The sequence below is a fragment of the Romboutsia sp. genome (assembly GCF_056995035.1).
Genome location: NZ_JBXKIW010000018.1, coordinates 1 through 24889, shown reverse-complemented (window position 1 = coordinate 24889; position 24889 = coordinate 1). Strand labels below are relative to the sequence as shown.

The window sequence follows — 24889 nt, the reverse complement described above, 5'->3', positions numbered from 1 at the left end:
GGATCAAACTCTCAAATAAAAGTTTATCTAGGGCTCAGATACTGTTATATATCTGGCTTTATGTTTGGTTGTTTCAAATTCTATAAATTAACCTACTGTTTAATTTTCAAAGTTCATTTTTTCTTTTGTTGTTTGCCCTCTTCTTAAGGACAAGTATAACTATACCATCTTAAAATAATATCGTCAATACTTTTTTAAATTTTTTTTATAATATTATTAATCTATATTATTTTATAATTAATTTTAATTCTTCTAAGCTTAGATTTATAAGTTCATTAAGTTTCTTTTTTCTTAATGATATATCTTCATTATTCTTTATAATTTCTTTTCTCATTTTACCTAAAAGATTTATATATTCTTCATAACTATCATCATATTTTTCTTCTAGTTCCTTTTTTATTTTCGATGATAGTGATGGACTTTTTCCTCCAGTAGATATGCTTATAAGTAGGTCTCCTCTTTTTATATATGAAGGAACTGTGTAGTTTGACAACTCGATATCATCTACCACATTAACTAATTTACCACTCTTTCTACAACATATTCCTATTCTTTCATTTATTTCTTTATTATTAGTTGCAGCTACTACTATAAAACTATTTTTTATGTAATCTTCTTTATATACATCTTCTATCATTTCTATTTTATCTTTTAATTTATAAAATTCATCTATAAATTTATTAGATACTACTTTAACAGTCTTTCCAAAGGATAAAAAATTCTTACACTTTCTATAAGCCACATCACCTCCACCTATTATTGTAATTTCTACATCTTTTAATTCTAAATTAATTGGATATAACATTTACTTATCGTCCCCTTATATAATAAATTTGAAATATCTATCTACACTTTAATTATATAATTTCACGTTATCGTGAAATTATATTTTGTTTATGAGAATATGATTTTATATGTACTATAAAAGGAGTAACAAAAGTTACTCCTTTGTGATTTTTTCAATTATCTATTACTTTTTATCATTTTTGCTAAATCTTTAGCAAAGTAAGTTATTATTATATCTGCACCTGCTCTTTTTATAGACATCATAGATTCGTATATAGCACCTTCACTTAATATACCATTTTTAACTGCTGATTTAAGCATTGCATATTCTCCACTAACGCTATATGCAGCTAATGGTAAATCATAATTATCTTTTACCCTTCTTATTACATCTAAATAAGATAGTGCTGGTTTTACCATTAATATATCAGCCCCTTCTAATATATCAAGTTCTGATTCTATTAATGCTTCATTACTATTTGCTGGGTCCATTTGATATGTTTTTCTATCTCCAAACGCTGGAGCTGAATTAGCTGCTTCTCTAAATGGACCATAGAAAGTAGATGCATATTTAACACTATATGACATTATTGCTATGTGTTCAAAACCTTCTTTATCTAAAGCTTGTCTCATAGCTTTTATTCTTCCGTCCATCATATCTGAAGGAGCTATCATATCTGCTCCAGCTTTTACATGACTTACAGCTATTTTAGATAAGTATTCTAAAGTTTTATCATTGTCTACATATCCACTATCTGTTAATATTCCACAATGACCATGACTAGTATATTCACACATACATACGTCAGTAATTACATTCATTTCACTATCTATCTCTTTTATCTTTCTGATAGCTCTTTGAACTATACCATTGTCATTATAACCTTCACTCCCAATTGGATCTTTTTCATGATCATGAGGTACTCCAAATAGTAATACATGTTCTATTCCTAATTCTTTTAATTCTCTTATTTCATCTTCTAACATATCTACTGAAAAATGATATACATCTGGTAAAGATGATATTTCATTTTTTATATCTTCTCCTTCTACTATGAATAAAGGATATATTAAATCTTCTATATTTAATTTTGTTTCTCTTACTAAGTTTCTTATTGCACTGTTTGCTCTTAATCGTCTCGGTCTTCTTAACATTTTATTTCCTCCATAAAAATTGGTATGTAATTTATTTATCTTCTATGATTATATCAATCATGCCATCTATAGTTGCAATCTCAGCTTCTTTATAAACATTTATGTTTAATTCTTTAGATGTTTGTGTAGTTATTGGCCCTATAGATATAACTTTTATATTTTCTAGCTTATTTAAATTTTCTTGCCCTATAATTTCTACGAAATTCTTTACTGTAGATGAACTTGCAAAAGTTATATAGTTAGTGTCATCTTGATTTAATACTTCTAAAACTTCTTCTTTTCTAGTAGGGTCTACTACTGTTTCATATGTATGTACTTCTTTAATTTCACAGATTTCACCTATTTTATCAACTAAGAAGTCTCTAGCATTTTCTGCTCTTGGCATTAATACCTTATCACTTTCTTTTAAAATAGGCTTTAATTCTTCAAATAAATATTCTCCTATGAACTTTTCAGGAACTATATCTGCATTAATTCCTCTATTCTTTATTTCTTTAGCTGTAGCAGATCCTATAGCACAAACCTTTATGTTTGATAAAGCTCTACTATCAAGACCCATTTCATCTAATTTATCGAAGAATATATCTACACCATTCGTACTAGTTAACACTAGATATGTGTAATCTTTTATATTACTTATCTCTTTTTCTAATTCTATATTGTTTTCTATTTTTTCTATTTTTATAGTAGGTACTTCTATAGGATTTCCACCTAAATCCATTATTTTTTCTACTAAACTACTGCTTTGAGTTCTCGATCTAGTAACCATTATACTTTTACCAAATAACGGTTTATTCTCAAAGAAGTTTAACTTCTCTCTTAATTCTACTACATCTCCAACTGCTATAAGTGTTGGTGGTTTTACATCTTCTCTTATAGCTGTTTCATATACATTCTCTAATGTAGAAGTTATTACTCTTTGGTTATATCTTGTTGCCCAACTTATAAGAGCAACTGGTGTATCTTTAGATTTACCTTCTTTTATTAAGTTTGAGCTAATTTTTTGTAAATTAGCTACTCCCATTAAAAATACAAGAGTCCCGTTAGTATTCGCTAAAGCATTCCAGTTTATATCTGGATTTTCTTTATCATCTTCTCTTAAATGACCTGTTATAACATGGAAAGAAGATGCATGATCTCTATGAGTTATAGGTATTCCTGCATAACATAATCCACCTATAGCAGAAGTTATCCCAGGTACTACTTCAAACTCTATACCTTCAGCAAATAAAATTTCGCCTTCTTCTCCACCTCTTCCAAATACATAAGGGTCTCCACCTTTAAGTCTTGTAACTATCTTACCTTCTTTTGCTTTATCAGCTATAACTCTATTTATATCATCTTGAGGAAGTGCATGATCACTAGATGCTTTTCCTACATATATGAATTCACATCCATATTTAGCTTCTTTTAAATAATTTATGTTCGCTAATCTATCATAAACTATAACATCTGCTTTTTTTATGCATTCTAAACCTTTTAATGTTAATAACTTATAATCTCCAGGTCCTGCTCCTACTAAATAAACCTTACCCTTCATAGCGCTCATACTCCTTTAAAATTAGTTTTGCTAATTTATAACCTAACTCTCTTGGTGATTCTATATTTCCTTGCATTGATTTTATAATTAATGCATTACCTTCTTCATCTCCAAATAATCCTGTAAGATTTAATTTATCACCTTCAATTTGACAATACGCTCCCATAGGAATATGACAACTTCCATTTACACCATCTAAGAATCCTCTTTCTGCTGCAACTTGGATTTCTGTCATTTCATCTTTTAATGAATTAATCACCTTTTCAACTTCAACATTGTCTTTTCTAATTTCTATAGCCAAAGCCCCTTGTGCAGGTGCCGGAACAACAATATCAGTTGAAATATAACAACTTATTTTTTCTTCTAATCCAACTCTTAATATACCAGATGCAGCTAATACTACTCCATCTAAATTTTCATCTTTTATTTTTCTAATTCTAGTATCTACATTCCCTCTTATAGACACTATATTTAGATCTGGTCTATGATTTAGTAATTGATACTTTCTTCTTTTACTTCCAGTCCCTATAGTAGCACCTTGAGGTAAATCTTCTAGGCTATTATATCCATCTTTTAATATAAGAACATCTCTTGGGTCTTCTCTCTTGGGTACACTTGCAAACTTCAATCCTTCTGGAAGAGATGATGGCATGTCTTTCATACTGTGAACCGCCATATCTATTCCTCCGTCTATCAATTGTTGTTCTATTTCTTTTACAAATAGACCCTTGTCCCCTATTTTATCTAAACTTACATCTTGTATTAAGTCACCTTTAGTTTTTATTATTTTAACTTCAAATTCAACACTGGGATGATTTTGCTTAAGCTGTTCTATCACCCAATTTGTTTGAGTAACTGCTAGTTTACTACCCCTAGTTCCAACTACTATTTTCATGGCTCAAATCTCCTTTTGACTGTCCTTTTGCTTATCCTACTTTAACTTCCTTTTTAACTTCTTTATTTACTAATATAGTTGAAAAGTAAGATATTTTTTCTTCAAGATTTAATTCTCTTAAATTATTATATACAACTTCTCCATCTTGTGATGAATTGCTTACTAAAATAGCGTGGTCTATAAGATTGTTTTTTTCTAATTTATCTACTATTTCTTTAAAGTTCTTGTAAACTTTCATTAACACTATAGAGCTATAATTTTCTAATGCATAATCTATTTTTTCTTCTGCTATTGTACAAGGTATTATTATTAAAGGTTCTCTATCCATTACTAATGGGAAATTTTGATTCGATGCTATATTAGAGAATGAAGATATCCCTGGTATAGTTTCTACATCTATACTTCCTATAAGTCTTTCCATTATATAAACATAAGTACTGTATATCATAGGGTCTCCTAGTGTTACAAACCCTACATTTTTTCCTTCTTTTACATCTGCAACTATTTCATCTGCAACTTGGTTCCAAGCTAATATTTTTTCTCCATCATTAAAATTCATTGGGAAGTGTCTTGATTTTATTTCTAATCCTTCTGGTAAATACTCACTTACTATAGATAATGCTAAACTTTCTCCACCCTTTTTAGATTCTGGTGTATATAATATATCTAAATTCTTTAATGTTTCTACCGCCTTAACTGTTAATAGCGAACTATCTCCAGGTCCTGTACCTATTCCATAAAATTTTGCCATTTTTAATTTCCTCCTATTTAATTAACATATTTCTTCTAATTTATTTAATTTTTCTATACAATCATGAGCATGATTCATAAATTTTTCTTGTATATAAGGATTTTCTCCCAATCCCTTTAAATATATCTTTGTGTTGAATCCATATTCTTCTAGAATAGTTTTCCATGAATCTTCTTCATCACTTGCCATATCATTTATAGCATGATCTCCTGCTACTAACATAAACGGCATTAAATTTACTGTTTTTATATTATCTTCTTTTAGTCTCTTAATTACTTGATCTAATTCTGGGTATCCTTCTACAGTTCCTACATAAGCATTTATTCCTGCATCTCTTAGCATATATTCTAATGCTGGATATGCTGAATGTGATTCATGGAATGTTCCATGCCCCATAAATACAACAGCTTCATCATCTTCCATCTTAGGAATTTGATGTTCAATAGCTTCTACTGCTTCTTTGTAATCTTCTATATATGTTAATAATGGTCTACCTAATATAATTTTCTCAAATTTATCTTTATAGCTATCCACTTGTTCTTTCAATTTATTAAATTCTTCTCCACATATTATATGAAGCGTTTGAACTATAACTTCTTCGTAACCTTCTTGATATAGTCTTTCTAATACTTGTATTGGATTTTCTATGTGAATTCCATCTCTATTTTTTAATTTTCTTATTATCATATTAGAAGTATATGCTCTATGAAAATCATATTTTTCTAATCCTTTGCTTATTTTCTTCTCACAAGCTTCTATTGTCTTTTCTCTAGTTTCTTTATAACTAGTACCAAAACTTACTACTAAAATTGCTTTTTTCATACTCAATCCACCTTGTTTAGTTTAGAATTTATAATAATTTTTCTAATTCTTCTATGTCATTAACTACTACAGGATAATCTATCTTTTCTCTAGTTATGATTATCACTGGTATATCAAGAGTTTCACAGGCATTTACTTTTTCTAAAAATCCCCCATTAACTCCACTTTCCTTAGTTACTACAATATCTATATTATAGTGTTTATAAAATTCTTCATTTATACTTTGACTGAAAGGTCCTTTCATAGCGATTATATTATCAGGGTTAAGTCCTAACTTCTCACAACTTAGTATAACATCACTAGTTGGCAACACCCTTGCAATTAAATTTCTATCTGGTATATAATTTACTATTTGTGGCAAATTCTTGCTTCCCGTCCCTATAAATATATTACTTCCTTTTTCTCTTGCAAGTTTACAAGCTTCTTCAATATTACTCACTACATACTTATTTTTATATGTCATCTCTTCAATCAAAGATTTTCTTTCATATCTTAAATAATCTATATTTTTTTCCTTGGCACATTTAATAGTATTTTTAGATACTTCTATTGCATAAGGATGAGTAGCATCTATAATCTTGTTTATATTATTTTTCTCTATGAAATCTATCATGTCTTCTTCAGATAACTTGCCTATTATGACGTTTTTTGCGTACTTTTTTGCAAGATCCTCTCCGTAACTTGTCGTTACGGAAAGTATATATAATAAATCTTTATTTTTGTTTAGTCTGTCACATATCTCTAAGCTGTCAGATGTTCCACCTAAAACTAAAATCATACAGTATAGCCTCTTGGCGTTATCATTAAGTCATTATGTATGAATGTTGATTTGTTTCCTATTATGACCATAGTAGTCATGTCAACTCTTTCAAAGTCCATAGTATCAAAAGTACATACAAACTTTTCTTCTTTTTCTCTTCCTACATCCTTAACTATCCCAACAGGTATATTTCCATGTTTGAATTCACCCATTATTTCAAATGCTTTGGCTAAGTGTTCGCTTCTTCCTTTACTTCTTGGATTATATAAACAAACTACGAAATCAGCTTCTGCTGCTAATCTTAACCTTTTCTCTATAACATCCCAAGGAGTTAATAAATCACTTAAACTTATATGACAGAAGTCATGCATTATAGGAGCACCTAGTATTGCTGCTGCACCTATACTTGCAGTAACTCCAGGAATAACTTTAACTTCTATATCTTGGTCTTCTTTTGAAGTAAGTTCTAATATTAATCCTGCCATTCCATATATTCCAGCATCTCCACTACTTATAACTGCAACTTTTTTACCTGTCTTAGCTATCTCAACTGCTTCCTTGCATCTATCTATTTCTTGTCTCATTCCGTTTTGTACTACTTCTTTATTTTCAATAAACTCTGTTATTAAGTTTATATAAGTTTTGTATCCTACTATAACTTCAGAATCTTCCATAGCTTTTATAGCTTGTATCGTCATTAATTCTTTGCTTCCAGGTCCTATACCTATAACATATATCATTTTGAAATTCTCCCCACCGAAATTGTTATTCCTTTATATTTATGCTTTTCTATTATTAAATTTCCTTTACTCAATATATGAGCTACTGGTTCTGCAACACAGTATACCCCTACATTTTTCTTTACGAATTCAGATTTATCAAATAAGTAATCTACTTTAGATATTTCACTAGCAGAAACAGTATTAAACGGCACGGATAAATATGAAGCTAAATCAATAATGGCTTGTTCATCGTACTTTATTTCTATACTTCCAATTTCCTTAATTGATTTAATATCTATATTGTAATCATGCAACAAATTGGTTAGAGACTCTTGTAACAATTTGCTCTCTGTATTTCTTCTGCATCCAATACCCACTACTATATCTCTTGGAATTACCTTTATAATTTTCTTACTCACTTCATTTTTTACTAGACTATCTTCTTTAACTTTGCTATCACCTTGGTCAACTAAGTAATCTTTCATAATTTGATTTTTATTGGTAATCAGAACTACCTTATCTAATTTTTCTATATCCTCAAGTTTATCTAAAACTTTAAAACCTCTAGTATCTACATCATAATTTCCATCAATATAAATACCTACTTCTTGATTGTTAACTAACATAGCATTTACATCTTTTACATTTTCTCTAAAATCGTATATATGAGCATCTAATTTCTTAGCTATCATATCTAGAGATGCTTTTTTGTTTACATCAGTTGCAGTTGTTATAACAGGATTTGCTCCTATTAAATCACTTAGGTACTGAGTCATCTCATTAGCTCCACCCATATGTCCACTCAGTAAACTAATTATATTAGTTCCTTTTTCATCGGTCACTAATATAGCCGGGTCACTAAGTTTACTATTTATATATGGCGCTATAACTCTAACCACAATACCAGTAGCCATTATAAATACTATGTATTGATAGTCTTCAAACAACTTTCCTACCAATTCACTCAATTTTTCTTTAACTAAAAATATATGTTCTTTCTTAGCCTCATGTTGTAAATTATTATTTTTGTTACTTACTATATAAACATCACTATCTTTTATTAAAGCATTTATTTTAAATGCTAATTGTTTTCCATTTTCAGTTATACAGATTAATGCAATCTTATTTTCTGTATTCATGTTTGAAGTCCTTGTCATACAACTTCGAGTTATTATATTCTTTACCTAAGAATTGACCTACTAATATTAATGCTGTTTTTCTTATATCATTTTCTTTTACTTTTATAGCTATATCTTGTAGTGTTCCTTTTACTATCTTTTCATCTGCCCAAGTAGCTTTATATACAACAGCTATTGGAGTATCCATTGGATATCCACCTTCGTTAAGTCTTTCTACAACTTTTTCTATATCTTGTACTGATAAGAATATAGCCATAGAAGTCTGGTGAGCTGCATAAGACTCTATCGACTCTTTCGATGGTACTGGAGTTCTTCCTTCCATTCTTGTTATTATTACACTTTGAGATATTTCTGGAACTGTATATTCTACACCTAAAGATGACGCCGCTCCTAGGAATGAACTTACTCCCGGTGTACAATCATAGTCTATATCTAATTTATTTAAATCCTCAACTTGTTCTCTTATTGAACCATATATAGAGAAATCTCCTGTTTGTAATCTGACAACAGATTTATCTGCCTTAATTCCTTTTTCCATTACTTCTATTATTTCTTGTAAATCCATGTGTGCACTATTGTGTATTTCACACCCTTCTTTACAGTATTCTAAAAGTTCTGGATTAACTAATGATCCTGCGTATATTACTACATCAGCATTACTTAAAAGTTTATATCCTTTAAGAGTTATTAATTCTTTGTCTCCTGGTCCTGCCCCTACAAAATGTACTTTATTCATCATATTAATCTCTCCCTTTTTCACAAGATATTATATAAATTGGGTTTAGAGGTTTAAAATATTCCCCTCTTCCCAGTTTTTCTAGCTTAGATACGTTTAGTACTGAAACATCGATATTATTAAATCCATATTCTCTTAATAACTTTAAAGTTTCATTAAATGTTTCTACTATTATAAAGTTTGCCACTAATCTTCCACCATAGGATAACATATTCTTTGACCAAAGTAGTATTTCGTCTAAGTTATTACCTGTACCTCCAAGAAATACAGCATCTGCTTGTCCTTGTATATCTACTGGTGCATATCCTTTTATAATCTCTATATTATTTAAATTAAATTTTTCAACATTTTTGTTTATTAAATCAAGTGCATCATTATTTCTTTCTATTGAAATAACTTCTAAATTAGGATAGTTGTAAGCTGCTTCTACACTCACACTACCTGTACCTGCACCTACATCTATAAATCTTTTAGCATTTATTAAATCTAGCTTCATTATAGATATAGCTCTGACTTCTTCCTTTGTTATGGGAACTTTACCTGTTATGAATTCACTATTTTTCATATACAATCTCCACTAAATTTGTATGATTTTTTAATCTATGAACCTGTGATAAAGGTTATAGCTGATACTATTAAATCTAATATTCTTCTAGTATAACTACTACGCACATATCAAATTTATCTATTTTTAATATATCTTCTGGTTTTCCTATTATTATATTCTCGTTATCATAAGATAAATTTTCTCCTACAATAACTGTTTTGTTTAAATTTCTGTCTAGTATCTCTTGGCATATCTGCTTCGGACCTATTAATTTATCTGTTACCATACATACTTTCTTATGTGAAAGTACATAATCAAAATCAGGAGTTTTTCCATGACTACTTGTGATGTATAAGTCATTCATATCAATATGTACCTTAGAAAATATATATTGTAAAGAACTAATTCCTGATACTACATTTAAATCCTTAGCATCAATATTCTTAGATAAATATCTTCCTATTCCATATATAAATGGATCTCCAGATGCTATAACAGATATTTGTTTTTCTTTATTATTATTTATGTACTTCACTATTTCTTTTAAATTAGATGCTAATTCTATCTTTTCTCCTTTAAAATCTACGATAGACTCTAAATTTCTTTTTCCTCCAATTAATATATCAGAGTCTCTTATTAAACTCTCACCTAATTTAGTTATATAGTCTGTATTTCCAGGACCTAACCCTATAACATTTATCATCTAAATACCTCCACTAAACTGTCTGCATTATCTGATTGGCCTAATAAAGTTTTATCCATAGAAAACATCATGATTTCTACATCTATTTCATCATCGCCTAAGTACTGCTTAACTTTGAATTTACACTTATTACTTACTAAATCATAAAATTCTTTGTAGTCACTATTATCTATTATTTCAACTGCTTCTTCAGCGGTTAAGCATTCACTTATCTTTTCTAGAAATTCATAAGGAGCTTTCATCAAAGCTAAATTTGAGACTAATATTTCACTTCTAGCATCTGCTATTTTACTGTGAGTATTAAATATACCTGCTGATAGTTTTATAAATTTTCCTATATGACCTACCATAAGTATTTTTTTGTATCCCATTCTTTGAGCTTCTTTTAGCATATATCCTATAAAGTTACTAGTTCTTATTACATATTTCATATCTAGATTTAAGTTTTCTCTGATAAATTGTTCGCCATGATTTCCAGGCACTAAAATTATTTTATCTAGTCCTTGAGCTTTTTTCATTTGTAATTCTATAGATAGTGATTTTTTCCAACCTTCATCACTCATGGGCTCAACTATTCCAGTTGTACCTAGAATAGATATCCCACCTACTATACCTAATCTTGGATTGAAAGTTTTTTTGGATATTTCTTGTCCTCTTGGAGCAAATATAGTTATTTTTAATACTGTATCATTTCCTAAAGCATCTGATGTATCACTGCCTATAATTTTACTAACTTCATTATTTATCATTTTCATAGGAACTGGATTAATAGCATGTTTTCCAACTTCTACACTTAGTCCTTTTCTAGTTACTACTCCAATACCTTCTCCACCACATACTAATATATTTTCTTTCCCTTGTCTTTTTACAAGTTCTGCCCTAGCATGAATATGCATAGTATGAGTAGCATCAATATCATCTCCACCATCTTTTTCAATTGAACACTCTATATAATCATTACATATATTTATATTTTCAACTTTCAGTGTAAGAGGTATCCCTTTTGGAGTATCTATATTTATACTATCAATTCTTTTTTTAGTTAGTAGCATATAAGTTGCAGCTTTTGCTGCACCTGTGGCACAAGAACCTGTAGTATATCCTCTTCTATATTTTTTCCCATCTATATACACATATTCTTCCATATCATTACCTACATAGTATATAAAATAGCATTAACTATGGCTGCTGCTAAGTTACTACCACCTTTTCTTCCTTTTGATATTATGTAAGGTATATCAGTTTTTTCTAATTCATCCTTAGATTCAGCTGCACCTACAAATCCAACTGGAACCCCTACAACTGCATCTACACTAAGCTCTCCTGAATCTCTCATTTCCATAACCTTATATAAAGCTGTTGGAGCATTTCCAAGCACAAATATTTTTCTTCCAGACTCTTTAGCTGCTATTTCAACAGCTGCCATTGAACGAGTTATAGATTTTTCTTTCGCTAATTTTGCAGTTTCTTCATCTGCTACTAGACATTTATATTTACAACCTAAAGCTTCTAATCTTTTTTTATTTATTCCGCTTAAAGCCATGTTTGTATCTGTGTATATAGTTGCATTATTCTTAAGCCCATCTACTATATTTGCAACTACAGATTCTGATATTTTTAATATATCTAAATATTCAAAATCTGCTGTTGTATGTATTGAACGCTTTATTATTTTTTCTTCAACTAAATTTTTGAATTCATATCCAGGTCTTATTTCATCTATTATATCTTGTATCATTTCAAAACTTATTTCTTCTATCATCATAGGATTTTTGATGTATTCCATTGTTATTCCCTCCTAATTCCACCATCTATAATATCTAGTGTGTATATTTTATTGTAAACTAAGTCTAGCCTAGCTTCTTTCAATAATTCTATCAATTTAATATCATTCATATACTTGTCTATCATAACTCCCACAACTGTTCCACTATGAGCAATATTCACTCCATAAGCTCCATAGTTTTGAGATATTTCTATAATTTCTTTTAATCCTTCTTTTTTATCTATATTTTCATTAGCTAAGCTACTCAGAGTACATCCTCTTCCAATGCTATATAAATCATTTTTACTTATACCTTCTTCTAATAGGTAAAATGCTTCCTGTATAATTTCTTGATTTTGCATTTTTATTTCTTTATAATTGGGAGTATTTCTAATTTTAGTTGTACTTAAAGTCTTATTTGGCTCTAGTATTATTACTCTAGAATTTCTAATATTACCCAAATACTTTACTACCTCACCATTTAATGGATTAAAAATACTATTTTTTTCTATATATGTAGAATCCGTTGGCTCTATCGTAGATGCTAGTTTAGATATTTCTTCACTAGTTAAGTCTTCTTTTATTAGGCCTAAAGTTGCAACTATAGTAGCACCTATATCTGCAGTAGAACTTGCCATACCTTTGCCAACAGGTATTTCACTTTGAATATTTAGTGAAATATTTTTACTTTCTTTAATCGGTAAACTAAATCTATTAAATACCGCTTCTATTGCCTTCCTAGATTTAAAAGGTCCTATTTTTATATTTTGTATCTTCTCTTCAATTATTGCGGTTGAGTACATATCTATTGCATATGAACTCAAATACTCTTCGTTATCCATCATACCTTGGACAAACTCTCCACAAGACGCTGGGCAAATGCCATAATATTTCATACTAATCACCTAATAAATTTTTCATATGTTTTATAAGGATTTCATTTTCTTCATGAGATTTTATAGCTATTCTTATATAACTATCATCTAATCCGATAAAATTCGATGCATCTCTGATAAGAAGATTCCCTTTCCTTAATAATTCGACTTTTATTTCATTTGACCTTCTATCATTAAGCTTAATCAATATAAAATTTGTATCGGTATCATAAACCACTATGCTTTTTATATTTCTTAACTCCTGTAACATGTACTTACGTTCTTGCACGTAGTATTTTTTACTATCTTCTATATAGTTTTTATCTTTAAAAATATAGTTAGACAAAGTATCAGCAAATGAATTTATTGTCCATGGTTCTTTATAGTCATAAATTTTTTCCATTATTTTTTTATTGGTAGTTAAACCATATCCAAGTCTTAACCCTGGCATCCCAAAAAACTTTGTAACAGCCTTAAGAATAAATAGATTTTCATGTTTTTCTATATATTTAACTAGACTATATTTTTCTTCTTCACCTACGAACTCCATAAAAGTTTCATCAACTATCAATAATTTGTTATTTTGTACCATTAGGTTTAGTAACTCTGTTAAATCTTGCACCTTACCACTTGGATTGTTAGGATTACATATAAATAAACTATCAAATTTTTCAATATTTTCTTTTATATATCGTAAATCTATAGAAAATTGATTTTGATTATCTAGATTTAAATCTATAAGTTCTAATCCACTTAATTTAGCACTTCTTCTATACTCTGAAAAAGTAGGATTTAATATCGCTAATCTTTTTCCTATGCTCTTCATTAATAAATAAATTATTTCAGTAGCTCCATTGCCAGGTATTATAGCATCTGGTTTTACATTTATATACTTTGATATGTTATTTCTTAAACTTGTATAATTTATATCTGGATAACTTCTACACTCTAACAATCCTTCTAGTATATATTTTTCTAATCCTGGTATTACTTTTGGATTTATGTTTGAACTAAAATCTATTATATCTTTTGGGTCTTTGTTATACATTTTAGCTATATAATTTACATTAGCTCCATGTCCTAAATCTTTCATTCATATCCCCCTCAATTTTAAATTCCCTTTTCTCATGCAGTTTCTCAATATCCACTATTTTCAATTTATTAATTTGATTATAATATCATAAATAATGTCGTGAATATAACCATTGAAGCTATTGAGGTAGCATACATTATTTTATTTGTTTTAACTATATCGTCTATTTCAATCTCTCTAACTTTATCTCCTATTGTTGGCTTATAAACTGCTTCCCCAAAATATATATTCGTTCCTCCTAATTGAACTCCTAGCGCTCCTGCAACTGCACCTTCTGGATATGCACAGTTTGGACTTTTGTGATTTTTTCTATCTCTAATTGCTATTTTAGAAGAACTTTTGTAATCGTATCCTAGCATTAAACTACCTATCATCATTAATAAAACTGAAATTCTAGCAGGTATATAATTTGCAATATCATCAATTTTGGCTGATGCAAATCCTAAATCTTTATACTTTTCATTTTTATATCCTACAGTAGAGTCTAAAGTGTTTATAGCCTTATATGCCATTGCAAGTGGTGCTCCACCTATAAAAGCATAAAACATTGGTGCAATTATTCCATCTACTGTATTTTCTGCTACAGTTTCTATAGTAGCTCTAATTATCTCATCTTCATCTAAATGTTCAGTATCTCTTCCTACTATATAAGATAATTGAATTCTAGATTTTTCGATATCTCCAGCTTTTAAAACTTTATATATTTTTACAGCTTCATCTTTTAAACATTTAGTAGCTAATGTTGTATAAATCAAAAGCGAATTTGCTATTAAGAACCCTCCTGGAATAAAACTACTTAATTTTACTATTAAATATGTAACTAAGTATGTTATTCCAACTGTTACAAACCATAAAACAAATCCACCTTTTTTTAAATCTTTATCGGATGCCGCTATATTTCTTATTTTTTTCTCAGTTTTTTTTATTAATTTTCCAATATATCTAACTGGATGAGGAAAAGAATATGGATCTCCTATAATTAAGTCCATTATGTATCCTATATAAATAGAAAATATATACATATTAAATTTTTCCTTTTTCTAAGTAATTTTTTATACAATCTAAGTTATTATAAAAATGAGTATGCAGATATGTAGCTAAAGTATTATTCTTACTATATCCACCTTCCCATTCATCAACTATTTTTTTATCTCTTTCTTTTTTCATTATGTAAGCACATTCTTCTTCTGTTTCAAAAACCGAATGATGGAATTCATGTCCTTTTATACTTTCACCTTTATTAGATAAAATAGTATCTACCTTAGCAGTTCCATAACAATATCCAAATCTTTTTAAAGATGAGGTCATTTTACTATATCCTTTAAACACTCCTACCATATTACATTCTTTATTTTCTTGGTCTATAAGCTTATCTCCTAAATACATTAATCCACCACATTCAGCATATATAGGTATATTATTTTTATGGGCTTCCTTTATAGATTTTCTCATAGATTCATTTGCCTGTAACTCTTCACCAAATATCTCTGGGAATCCTCCACCAATATATATATATTCTGATTTTGGTATTTCTTTATCTTGTAATGGACTAAAATATTTTATGTTTAATCCTAACTCTTCAAGAAGTTCTATATTTTCTCTATAGTAGAAATTAAATGCTTTGTCATATGCTACTGCTACACTTTTATCTTCTACTTTATTATTTTTTATAAAGTCTTGTAAACTAAAATCACTTTTAACTTCTTCAGTTTGTGATATTTCTAGTATTCTATCTATATCTATGTACTTTTCAATTTCGTCTGCTAAATTATTAAATTTAGTTTTTAAAGAATCTATTTCTACGCTAGGTACTAATCCTAAATGTCTCGATTCTAAAGAAAATTCATTATTTGGAGGGAAGTATCCTAAAACTTCAGTATCACAATATGTCTCTATTGCTTTTTTTATTATTTCATAGTGTGTTTTAGTTCTTACATTATTAACTATTACACCTTTTATATTTACGTCTTTATCAATTTCCTTATACCCTAACACCATAGCTGCACTAGATGCTGCCATAGCTTTTCCATTTATAACTAATATAACTGGAGCTTTTAAAATCTTTGATGTATGAGAACTAGTACAATTATCTAAATCTATTCCTATACCATCGAAAAGACCCATTACACCTTCAACTACTGATATATCTGCATCTTGTGACGATTTATTAAATACATATTTTATTTTTTCATCATCTAGCATATATGAATCTAAGTTTCTTGAGTGTCTACCAGTTATAAAAGTATGATATGAAGGGTCTATATAATCAGGTCCAACTTTATATGGCTGAACTTTCATATTTCGCTTAGTAAGAGCCTGCATAATTCCTAATGATATAGTAGTTTTTCCTACACCACTATTAGTTCCTGCTATTAAAATTTTCTTCATATTTTCACCTAATCCTAAATTTATTTTAATCAACAAATGTGATCTAGTGTATATAATAATCATATTGTTGGCGACATGAGCGAAGTGAATTTTTATACTGTTACTTTTTCATGCTCGCTCATTATTTCATAAATTTTTTCTATATCTAAGTGTTCTCTCAATAAATCTGCTAATTTATCATATTCATTTTGCTTAAACGCTTCAAAAGAAGTTACGCTACTTTCTATTTTATCTAAGCCTTTTTGTTCTCTTATATTATTTAAAATAGTTCTCGTAAAATCTATATCATCAAATATACCATGAAGATAAGTTCCTACTATGTTTCCTTCTTTGTTAACACTACCTTCTACATAATTAACTTCCTCATTTAATTTTTTATTAATTATGTTTAAATTGTTTACATTTTCACCTATCTTACTTATTCCCATATGTATTTCATAACCTTTTACTTTCTTTCCTTCAAGGTTAATCATATATCCACCAAGCCCATCACATATTGTGGCTTCTACTTGTGTAGTTGTTTTTTCCATCTCAAAGGTAGTTTCTGTATCTAAAAGCCCAATTCCATCAAACTCTTCAACTTCACCTTCAACATGGTATGGGTCTTTAAGCTTCTTTCCTAACATTTGATATCCTCCACAAATACCAAATATCAATTTACCTCTCTTATGTAATTCCTTTATTTGTTCTTCTAATCCATTTTCTCTTATGTACTTTAAATCATCTATTGTACTTTTACTTCCTGGAATTATTACCATATCAGGATTTCCCAGTGTTTCACCATAATCCACATATCTAATACTTACATCTTCTTGAGTTTCGAATATATTAAAGTCTGTAAAATTAGACATATGAGGCGTTCTAATTATTTCTATATGAATATCATTTTTATTCATCTTCGTCTTAAATCTAGTTGTCACACTGTCTTCATCTTCTATTTTTATATCACTATAAGGAATAACTCCAAGAACAGGAACTTTTATTATTTCTTCAAGCATTTTTACGCCATCATCTAAAAGTTCCTTTCTTCCTCTAAACTTATTTATAATTACTCCCTTAACTCTTTTTCTTTCTTCTTCATTTAATAAGAGCATCGTACCCGCTAATGATGCAAATACTCCTCCTCTATCTATATCCCCAACTATTATTACTGGAGCATCTGCAATTTTTGCCATTCCCATATTGGCAACATCATGTTCTCTTAAATTTATCTCTGCTGTGCTTCCTGCACCTTCCATAACTACAATGTCATAGTTATTACTAAATTGTTCAAATATATTCTTTAGTTCATTTGCTAACTTAGGCTTGCAAATATGATAATCACTTGAAGACATATCTTCTCGTACCTTACCTCTTACTATTACTTGACATCTATGGTTTCCTGATGGTTTTAATAATATCGGATTCATATCTGCTATTGCTTCTATTCCTGCTGCTTCAGCTTGGAATACTTGAGCTCTTCCCATCTCAAGACCTTCTTTTGTTATAAAAGAATTTAATGCCATATTTTGTGATTTGAATGGTGCAACACTATAACCATCTTGTTTAAATACTCTACATAATCCAGCAGTTAGAATACTTTTACCAACATTAGAAGCAGTACCTTGTAACATTATTTTCTTGCCCATTATTTCACTTCCCTATTTTTTTAATTTTCTAAATATTAAGAAAGTCCTAACTCTAAATAGAGTTAGGACTTTTATTTTAAGATATATCAAATAAAAACCTTCACCCCGAAGATCTCATCAATAAATTAAATTAGGCAGGTCTCCTGGCTCAACTTCATCCTACTCCTATACCTTCCCATCCTTAAGACAGTGGTAATTTCTAGTTTCGTCAGTTTTACAGTAGCGGGGGCTGCAAAGGAATTTAACCTTTTTCCCTTTTAATCTCTAAAAACCTATTTTAATCTAGTATTCGATTTTAAAGGCTAAATAAAATTTGTGTTATTCATGGTGTCTATTACAGTAAACCCATTTTCCACTTCTAAAATTGTAACTGATGCATTATCAATTTTAAAATTCCAGTGGTATTCATAACTGTTTGATATTAAGTAAGTTATTATATTTCTTATAGTTCCTCCATGAGAACATATAAGTATTGTCTTATCTTTATTGTCAAAAATTACTTTACTTATTTCATTTGCCACTCTGTTGTATGAGTCTATTAAACTCTCTCCATTAGGATATTTATATTCATATCCTTTATCTATCATATCTTGAAATTGTTTTGGATAATTACTTTTAATTTCATCAAAGGTTATTCCTTCAAAATCTCCAAAGCTAATTTCTTTTAATGTTTCTTTTTCTACTATTTCTATTTTTTTTAATTTTGCAATTTGTTTTACTGTGTCTTTTGTTCTTGATGATGTAGTGGTATAAATTTTATCTATTTCTATTTTTTCTAAATAAGTTGTTAATTTATCAATTTGTTTTTTACCACTTTCACTTACCACACTATCTATATGGCCTGATAATCTATTGTTTTGATTATCAGTAGTCAATGCATGTCTTACTAAAATTAATTTTGTCATATGCACACCTCTTTAAAGGTTATCCTATTATTAAGTATATGTAAAGTAAATATATAACTTCACCAAGTTCTACACTACATCCTAAAATATCTCCTGTTACTCCGTCAATTTTCTTATATATATGTTGTTTGAACATTTGATTAAATATAAGAACAACGATTATAGACATTAATATTTTTGCTATTAACATAGTTGGTGAATAAAATATAACTCTTGATATTAATACTACCATTGCTATTGTATATGTTATAGCTGTTATAAACATGCCTGCAGTTGCTTTTCCTATGAACATATTTCCCATTCCTTTAGCTCTAGGACTAACTGTTTTATACATTAGTCTTATAACTCCTAATCTACTTATAATTGGCATAAAAATTACCATCCACATAAATCCTTGAGTTATAACGCTGTATATAAATCCTATTTTAAGTAAAATAACAAACATTATAGCTAAAAGTGAATTAGTTCCTAGTCTAGAGTCTTTCATTATTTCTAGCATTTTTTCTTTATCTCTATAACTATATATAGCATCAAATGTGTCTCCTAATCCATCAATATGGAGACCTCCTGTTAATAAAACTGATGCTAACGTAATTATTATAGATGTCACAAATGGATCAAATATTTTTATTGATACTATCCCTACTAAAAATAATAATATTCCTAAAACAAGTCCTACTAGCGGAAAATACGTTATAGATTTATGAAAATCTTCATCAAATCCTACATCTATATTTATAGGTATTCTAGTCATAAATTGAAGTATTGCAATAAATCGTTTCATAATCTACCCCTTTATCTTCATAGGTATACCACTTACTACAAAATATACTTCATCACTTTGTGATGCTATCTGTTGATTTATTCTGCCTGCAATATCTGTATATACTCTACTAAGTTTATTAGCTGGAACTATTCCCATACCTAATTCGTTAGTTACTGCAATAAAATATAAATTTGTTTTTCTTATCTCATCAATTAACTTATTAGCTTGGTCTTTTATGTATAGTTCTAATTCATTTATTTCATCTTGTGTTGCTTTATCTATATCTAAATCATATGTGAACATCAAATTATTAACTAAAAGTGTAACACAATCCAATATTACAGTTTTATGATTATTAGATATTTTTTCAACTATAGAATATATATCTTTATATATTTCGTAAGTCTTCCAATTTTGTGGTCTACTTTCTTTATGTTTTTTTACTCTGTGTTTCATTTCATCATCAAAAGGTATTGATGTTGCTATATAAGCAGTGCTATCATTTCTATCTATGCATAATTGTTCTGCAAAATTACTTTTACCAGATCTCGCTCCACCTGTTACTAATATAACTTTGCTCATTTTTCTTCTCCTATCTTAAACTGTTATCTACCCATTCTACTTCATCAAATGTAGCCATATTTTTATATGTATAATTAGCTGCTTCTATAATATTGAATGCTAAAGCTGCTCCACTACCTTCACCTAGTCTCATATCCATATTTAACACAGGACTTAATTTTATTATTTCTAATGCTTTTTCTGTTCCTGGTTCTGATGATGCATGAGATGCTATCATATATTCTCTAGTTTTAGGATTTAATTTATATGCTAATAATGCTGCTGCATAAGATATAAATCCATCTAAAACAACTGGTATTTTATTTGCACTACATCCTAATATAACGCCTGCCATAGCACCTATTTCAAATCCACCAACTTTAGATAATATATCTACTGCATCTTGCGGATTTGGTTTATTTAATTCTATAGCATTTCTTATTGTATTTGCTTTATGCTGTATCTTTTCTTTCTTCAGCCCTGCCCCTATTCCAGTTACATCTAAAGGATCACAACCACATATTACAGATATTATGGCACTACTTGGCGTTGTATTACATATACCCATTTCTCCAATACCTATAAGTTTGTATCCTTTTTCTATACATTCTTCAGATATTTCTATACCTATTTCTAAACATTTTATAGCTTCTTCTCTAGTCATAGCAGGCCCTTTAGCCATATTTGATGTACCTTTTCTGATTTTATAATCTAATACACCCTCTAGTTTATGGTCACAATTTATACCAACATCTACAGCCACTACATCAGCACCTACAAACTTACTTATTACTCCAACTCCACATAATCCTTTGGAAAAATTAGGGAATTGAAGTTGTGTTATATTTTGTGGATCTGGTGCTACACCTTCCTCATAAACTCCGTGATCTCCAGCAAAAGCTATAATTGCTTTTTTAGATGTATCAAATTCTTTATTTTGATATATACCTGCTAATTGCATACAAATATCTTCCATCTTACCAAGACTACCTGTAGGCTTTATAAGTCTGTCTAGTCTTTGTTTAGCTTGGCTAATACAAGTCTCATCTAAAGAATATATATTTTTACATATATTTTCTAATAAATTCATTTCTTTTCCCCCTTAATACTTGTGCGTAAAATAATTTACCTAGCCCAAAAGGCTAGGTATTATTCTTTAAATCTTATTTGCCTTGTCTATTGTTTATATAAATTTTGATAAATGCATAAAATGTCTTATAAGAATTATTCTACATTTTACTTGTTTATCCTTTAATATTTATATTAAAATCGACAATAAATTTATTTTTTTATAATATTAAAGATTATGTGCTATTTTTAAAGCCTCATAGCTAGCTTTTATAGTAACATCTATATCTTCATTTGTATGAGCATTTGATAAGAACATAGCTTCAAACTGCGTTGGTGCTAAAAGAATACCTCTCTTTAATAATTCTGCAAAATATTTATTAAACTTAGCTACATCGCACTTTGTTACATCATCATAATTATTTATAGGACCTTCTGCAAAGAATAAACAAACTAATGAACCAGCTCTATTTACAGTATAATTTAATCCTAATTTTTCTACATTAGATTTTAGTCCTTGCTCTAATCTTATAGCCTTTTGTTCTAATTCTATATATATTTGTGGATTATCTCTTAATATTTCTAAGTTCTTTTTCCCCATGTACATAGCTAATGGATTTCCTGATAATGTTCCTGCTTGGTAAACGGGTCCTACAGGAGATACCATACTCATTATTTCTTTAGTTCCTCCATAAGCACCAACAGGAAGTCCTGCACCGATTATCTTACCAAAACAAACCATGTCTGGTTTTATTCCAAAGTACCCCACTGAACTACTGTAATTTAATCTAAATCCAGTTATTACTTCATCAAATATTAAAACAGTTTCATATTCTTTTGTTATATCTCTTAATAACTGTAAGAATTCTTGTGTTCCAGGAACTACACCCATGTTTCCTGCTACTGTTTCTACTATTATTGCAGCAATCTCATGTCCTTGTTCCTTAAATATTTCTCTTACTGCATCTAAATCATTATATCTACATACTAATGTATCTTTTACAACATCGTCTGGAACTCCAGGGCTTGTTGGTACTCCATATGTAATTGTTCCAGATCCTGATTTAACTAATAGTGCATCTGAATGACCATGGTAACATCCCTCAAACTTTAAAATTTTATTTCTATTTGTATATGCTCTAGCTACTCTTAATGCACTCATTGTTGCTTCAGTTCCAGAGTTAACCATACGAACTTGATCTATAGCAGGATATGCTTCTACTATAATCTTTGCCATATCTACTTCTATAGCTGTAGGAACTCCATAACTTGTTCCTCTTGCTACTATTTCTTCAATTCCTTCAACTATTTCTTTTGGGCTATGTCCTAACATAAGTGGACCCCAAGAACAAATATAATCTATATATTCATTTCCATCTACATCATATATTCTACTTCCATGAGCTCTGTCTATAAAAATTGGGTTTAAGCCTACTGACTTAAATGCTCTAACTGGACTATTAACTCCTCCAGGTATATACTCTATTGCTTCTTCATATATTTTCAGTGATTTTTCATTTTTCATATATAATACCTCCTAAGGTCTAAAGTTCAAATAGTTCTTCAACTAATTTTATATACTCTTCTCGTTTACCTTTATCTTTTGTTTGTTTTAAATTAATTATTGGTTCTCTTATAAGCCTTTTTAGTGCAGATGTCATCATTTTATCTATAATTTTCTTTTCTCTATTGTCTAGATCAAGTTTTCTAAATATGTAGTCTAGAGTATCTTCTCTTATCTCTAAGCACTTATCATTTAATGATTCTATCGTCGGGTCTATCTGCGTTGAATCAACCCATTCCATAAACTCATTGATACTACTATCTATCATTTTATAACCTATGTTAGCTAATTCTTTTCTCTTTTTATCATTTTTATCATGTATTTCTTTTAGATTATCTATATCATAAACTTCAACATTTTCCAAATCATTTATTCTTGGATCTATATCTCTTGGAAGAGCTATATCCATCATGTAAACCTTATTTTCAATTTTAGGCATATCCTCATATTTTACTACTATATGTGGAGAAGCCGTTGCACTTATTACTATGTCTACATCATTAAGTACCTTATATCTATCATCATATTCTATTGGAACAATATTTTTATATTCATGTTGTATTTCTTTTATCTTGCCGTGGCTACGATTTGATACATATATAGTATTAACCTTTTCTTCTTCTAAATGTGTCATCGTTAACTTGCTCATTTTCCCTATTCCTATAACTAAAGCATTTTTCCCCTCTAAACTACCTATCTTTTCTTCTAAAAACTTTACCCCAATATAGCTTATAGACAATGGTTGTTGTGATATTTTTGTGGTATTCTTTATATCCTTTGATGTAGTTATTGCTTCTCTAAATAGTTTATTGAATCCTTTTCTACTAGCTCCTAATTGCATAGAAAAGTTATGCGCATCCTTTACTTGTCCTAATATTTGATCCTCTCCTAATACTATAGAATCTAGTCCAGCTGTAACGTTATAGATATGTTCTATAGCCTCTCTATTAGTTTTTGAAAATAAATATTTTTTTACACCAGAAGAATTAAAGAAACTTTCATAAAAATCCTCTACTACTTTTACTTTTTCTTCAATATTTGGGGATTGGATATATATCTCACTTCTATTGCAAGTAGATAGTATAACTATTTCCTCTATTTCTTTATCTAGTAGATAATTTATAGCCTCTATTTTTTGTAAATCTGTAAAAGATACTCCCTCTCTTATACTGATTGGAGCTAAATTATGATTCACTCCTACAACCCCTATATCCATGATTACCTCCAAACTATTTTTAAGTTTTATTATATTTACTATTTATAGTATACCTCTATATGCAAATTTTGTAAATTTAGAAGTATAAATATATTTTTAGACATAAAAAAAAGACTACGTGGCTATGTCTTACTCTCCCAGGCAGTTGCCCACCAAGTACCATCAGCGCTAAAGAGCTTAACTTCTGTGTTCGGAATGGGAACAGGTGTATCCTCTTTGCTATTATAACCACATAATCTTTATTTTGTTTTGGAGCGGGTGAAGGGGATCGAACCCTCACAGCTGGCTTGGAAGGCCAGAACTCTACCATTGAGCTACACCCGCGTATTTATTTTTTTTGGTGACCCATAGGGGAATCGAACCCCTGTTACCGCCGTGAAAGGGCGGTGTCTTGACCGCTTGACCAATGGGCCATTTATAATGGTTGCGGAGGTAGGACTCGAACCTACGACCTTTGGGTTATGAGCCCAACGAGCTGCCAACTGCTCCACCCCGCGATGGTGT

The 24889-nt window shown here is 29.4% G+C and carries 25 protein-coding genes, 3 tRNA genes, 1 rRNA gene and 1 riboswitch; all 29 genes read right to left on the bottom strand.

Features of this window, described 5'->3' with window-relative positions; genetic code table 11:
• Window positions 1-226: 226 nt before the first annotated feature.
• The 29 genes from AC11VW_RS02330 to AC11VW_RS02190 all read right to left on the bottom strand — a co-directional run bounded on the left by AC11VW_RS02330 (window position 227) and on the right by AC11VW_RS02190 (window position 24882).
• Complete coding sequence (locus AC11VW_RS02330) at window positions 227-805, bottom strand: precorrin-2 dehydrogenase/sirohydrochlorin ferrochelatase family protein (protein WP_484299777.1); 579 nt, start codon at window positions 803-805, stop codon at window positions 227-229.
• Between the two features lie 158 nt (window positions 806-963).
• A complete protein-coding gene (gene hemB / locus AC11VW_RS02325; RefSeq protein ID WP_484299776.1) occupies window positions 964-1941 on the bottom strand; it encodes a porphobilinogen synthase in 978 nt (325 codons plus the stop codon).
• A 31-nt stretch (window positions 1942-1972) separates the two neighbouring features.
• The gene (gene cobA / locus AC11VW_RS02320) at window positions 1973-3481 is read right to left on the bottom strand and encodes a uroporphyrinogen-III C-methyltransferase (RefSeq protein ID WP_484299779.1); all 1509 of its coding nucleotides are present in this window, start codon (window positions 3479-3481) and stop codon (window positions 1973-1975) included.
• Window positions 3471-4376, bottom strand: coding sequence for a hydroxymethylbilane synthase (gene hemC / locus AC11VW_RS02315; protein WP_484299775.1), 906 nt, complete (start codon window positions 4374-4376; stop codon window positions 3471-3473). Before hemC ends, cobA begins: the two co-directional genes overlap by 11 nt.
• A gap of 31 nt (window positions 4377-4407) precedes the next feature.
• A complete protein-coding gene (locus AC11VW_RS02310; RefSeq protein WP_484299774.1) occupies window positions 4408-5127 on the bottom strand; it encodes a cobalt-factor II C(20)-methyltransferase in 720 nt (239 codons plus the stop codon).
• 21 nt (window positions 5128-5148) lie between these two features.
• Window positions 5149-5949 (bottom strand): sirohydrochlorin cobaltochelatase, encoded by an 801-nt coding sequence (locus tag AC11VW_RS02305; RefSeq protein WP_484299773.1) that lies wholly within the window; start codon window positions 5947-5949, stop codon window positions 5149-5151.
• A 28-nt stretch (window positions 5950-5977) separates the two neighbouring features.
• Window positions 5978-6727: a cobalt-precorrin-6A reductase gene (locus AC11VW_RS02300; RefSeq protein ID WP_484299772.1), complete on the bottom strand. Its 750-nt coding sequence runs from the start codon at window positions 6725-6727 to the stop codon at window positions 5978-5980.
• Window positions 6724-7449, bottom strand: coding sequence for a precorrin-3B C(17)-methyltransferase (cobJ, locus tag AC11VW_RS02295; protein ID WP_484299771.1), 726 nt, complete (start codon window positions 7447-7449; stop codon window positions 6724-6726). Before cobJ ends, AC11VW_RS02300 begins: the two co-directional genes overlap by 4 nt.
• Entirely contained in the window at window positions 7446-8570 is a 1125-nt protein-coding gene (cbiG, locus tag AC11VW_RS02290; RefSeq protein WP_484299770.1) for a cobalt-precorrin 5A hydrolase, read from the bottom strand. The genes cobJ and cbiG overlap by 4 nt, the downstream gene beginning before the upstream one ends.
• The gene (locus AC11VW_RS02285) at window positions 8554-9306 is read right to left on the bottom strand and encodes a cobalt-precorrin-4 methyltransferase (RefSeq protein ID WP_484299778.1); all 753 of its coding nucleotides are present in this window, start codon (window positions 9304-9306) and stop codon (window positions 8554-8556) included. The genes cbiG and AC11VW_RS02285 overlap by 17 nt, the downstream gene beginning before the upstream one ends.
• A gap of 4 nt (window positions 9307-9310) precedes the next feature.
• The gene (locus AC11VW_RS02280; protein ID WP_484299769.1) at window positions 9311-9871 is read right to left on the bottom strand and encodes a decarboxylating cobalt-precorrin-6B (C(15))-methyltransferase; all 561 of its coding nucleotides are present in this window, start codon (window positions 9869-9871) and stop codon (window positions 9311-9313) included.
• A 76-nt stretch (window positions 9872-9947) separates the two neighbouring features.
• On the bottom strand, window positions 9948-10556 hold the full coding sequence (locus tag AC11VW_RS02275) for a cobalt-precorrin-7 (C(5))-methyltransferase (protein WP_484299768.1): 609 nt from the start codon (window positions 10554-10556) through the stop codon (window positions 9948-9950).
• On the bottom strand, window positions 10553-11701 hold the full coding sequence (gene cbiD / locus AC11VW_RS02270; protein ID WP_484299767.1) for a cobalt-precorrin-5B (C(1))-methyltransferase CbiD: 1149 nt from the start codon (window positions 11699-11701) through the stop codon (window positions 10553-10555). The genes AC11VW_RS02275 and cbiD overlap by 4 nt, the downstream gene beginning before the upstream one ends.
• Window positions 11702-11709: 8 nt before the next feature.
• A complete protein-coding gene (locus AC11VW_RS02265) occupies window positions 11710-12342 on the bottom strand; it encodes a cobalt-precorrin-8 methylmutase (RefSeq protein WP_484299766.1) in 633 nt (210 codons plus the stop codon).
• A 2-nt stretch (window positions 12343-12344) separates the two neighbouring features.
• Window positions 12345-13217, bottom strand: a complete 873-nt coding sequence (locus AC11VW_RS02260; RefSeq protein ID WP_484299765.1) for a GHMP family kinase ATP-binding protein — start codon at window positions 13215-13217, stop codon at window positions 12345-12347.
• Between the two features lies 1 nt (window position 13218).
• Window positions 13219-14289, bottom strand: a complete 1071-nt coding sequence (locus tag AC11VW_RS02255) for a pyridoxal phosphate-dependent aminotransferase (RefSeq protein WP_484299764.1) — start codon at window positions 14287-14289, stop codon at window positions 13219-13221.
• A gap of 77 nt (window positions 14290-14366) precedes the next feature.
• The gene (gene cbiB / locus AC11VW_RS02250; protein WP_484299763.1) at window positions 14367-15311 is read right to left on the bottom strand and encodes an adenosylcobinamide-phosphate synthase CbiB; all 945 of its coding nucleotides are present in this window, start codon (window positions 15309-15311) and stop codon (window positions 14367-14369) included.
• A 1-nt stretch (window position 15312) separates the two neighbouring features.
• Window positions 15313-16677, bottom strand: a complete 1365-nt coding sequence (locus tag AC11VW_RS02245) for a cobyrinic acid a,c-diamide synthase CobB (protein WP_484299762.1) — start codon at window positions 16675-16677, stop codon at window positions 15313-15315.
• Window positions 16678-16769: 92 nt separating this feature from the next.
• The gene (locus AC11VW_RS02240; protein ID WP_484299761.1) at window positions 16770-18305 is read right to left on the bottom strand and encodes a cobyric acid synthase; all 1536 of its coding nucleotides are present in this window, start codon (window positions 18303-18305) and stop codon (window positions 16770-16772) included.
• A 116-nt stretch (window positions 18306-18421) separates the two neighbouring features.
• Window positions 18422-18596, bottom strand: a riboswitch (cobalamin riboswitch).
• Between the two features lie 11 nt (window positions 18597-18607).
• Window positions 18608-19210 (bottom strand): histidine phosphatase family protein, encoded by a 603-nt coding sequence (locus AC11VW_RS02235; RefSeq protein WP_484299760.1) that lies wholly within the window; start codon window positions 19208-19210, stop codon window positions 18608-18610.
• 19 nt (window positions 19211-19229) lie between these two features.
• The gene (cobS, locus tag AC11VW_RS02230; protein ID WP_484299759.1) at window positions 19230-19994 is read right to left on the bottom strand and encodes an adenosylcobinamide-GDP ribazoletransferase; all 765 of its coding nucleotides are present in this window, start codon (window positions 19992-19994) and stop codon (window positions 19230-19232) included.
• Window positions 19995-19997: 3 nt separating this feature from the next.
• On the bottom strand, window positions 19998-20558 hold the full coding sequence (gene cobU / locus AC11VW_RS02225; protein WP_484299758.1) for a bifunctional adenosylcobinamide kinase/adenosylcobinamide-phosphate guanylyltransferase: 561 nt from the start codon (window positions 20556-20558) through the stop codon (window positions 19998-20000).
• 10 nt (window positions 20559-20568) lie between these two features.
• Window positions 20569-21627: a nicotinate-nucleotide--dimethylbenzimidazole phosphoribosyltransferase gene (gene cobT / locus AC11VW_RS02220; RefSeq protein WP_484299757.1), complete on the bottom strand. Its 1059-nt coding sequence runs from the start codon at window positions 21625-21627 to the stop codon at window positions 20569-20571.
• 207 nt (window positions 21628-21834) lie between these two features.
• Window positions 21835-23130 (bottom strand): glutamate-1-semialdehyde 2,1-aminomutase, encoded by a 1296-nt coding sequence (gene hemL / locus AC11VW_RS02215; protein WP_484299756.1) that lies wholly within the window; start codon window positions 23128-23130, stop codon window positions 21835-21837.
• A gap of 19 nt (window positions 23131-23149) precedes the next feature.
• The gene (hemA, locus tag AC11VW_RS02210; RefSeq protein WP_484299755.1) at window positions 23150-24385 is read right to left on the bottom strand and encodes a glutamyl-tRNA reductase; all 1236 of its coding nucleotides are present in this window, start codon (window positions 24383-24385) and stop codon (window positions 23150-23152) included.
• 116 nt (window positions 24386-24501) lie between these two features.
• Window positions 24502-24618: ribosomal RNA gene (gene rrf / locus AC11VW_RS02205) — 5S ribosomal RNA — on the bottom strand.
• 17 nt (window positions 24619-24635) lie between these two features.
• Window positions 24636-24709: transfer RNA gene (locus AC11VW_RS02200), tRNA-Gly, on the bottom strand.
• Window positions 24710-24723: 14 nt separating this feature from the next.
• A tRNA-Glu gene (locus AC11VW_RS02195) sits at window positions 24724-24798 on the bottom strand.
• Between the two features lie 8 nt (window positions 24799-24806).
• A tRNA-Met gene (locus tag AC11VW_RS02190) sits at window positions 24807-24882 on the bottom strand.
• Window positions 24883-24889: the final 7 nt, after the last annotated feature.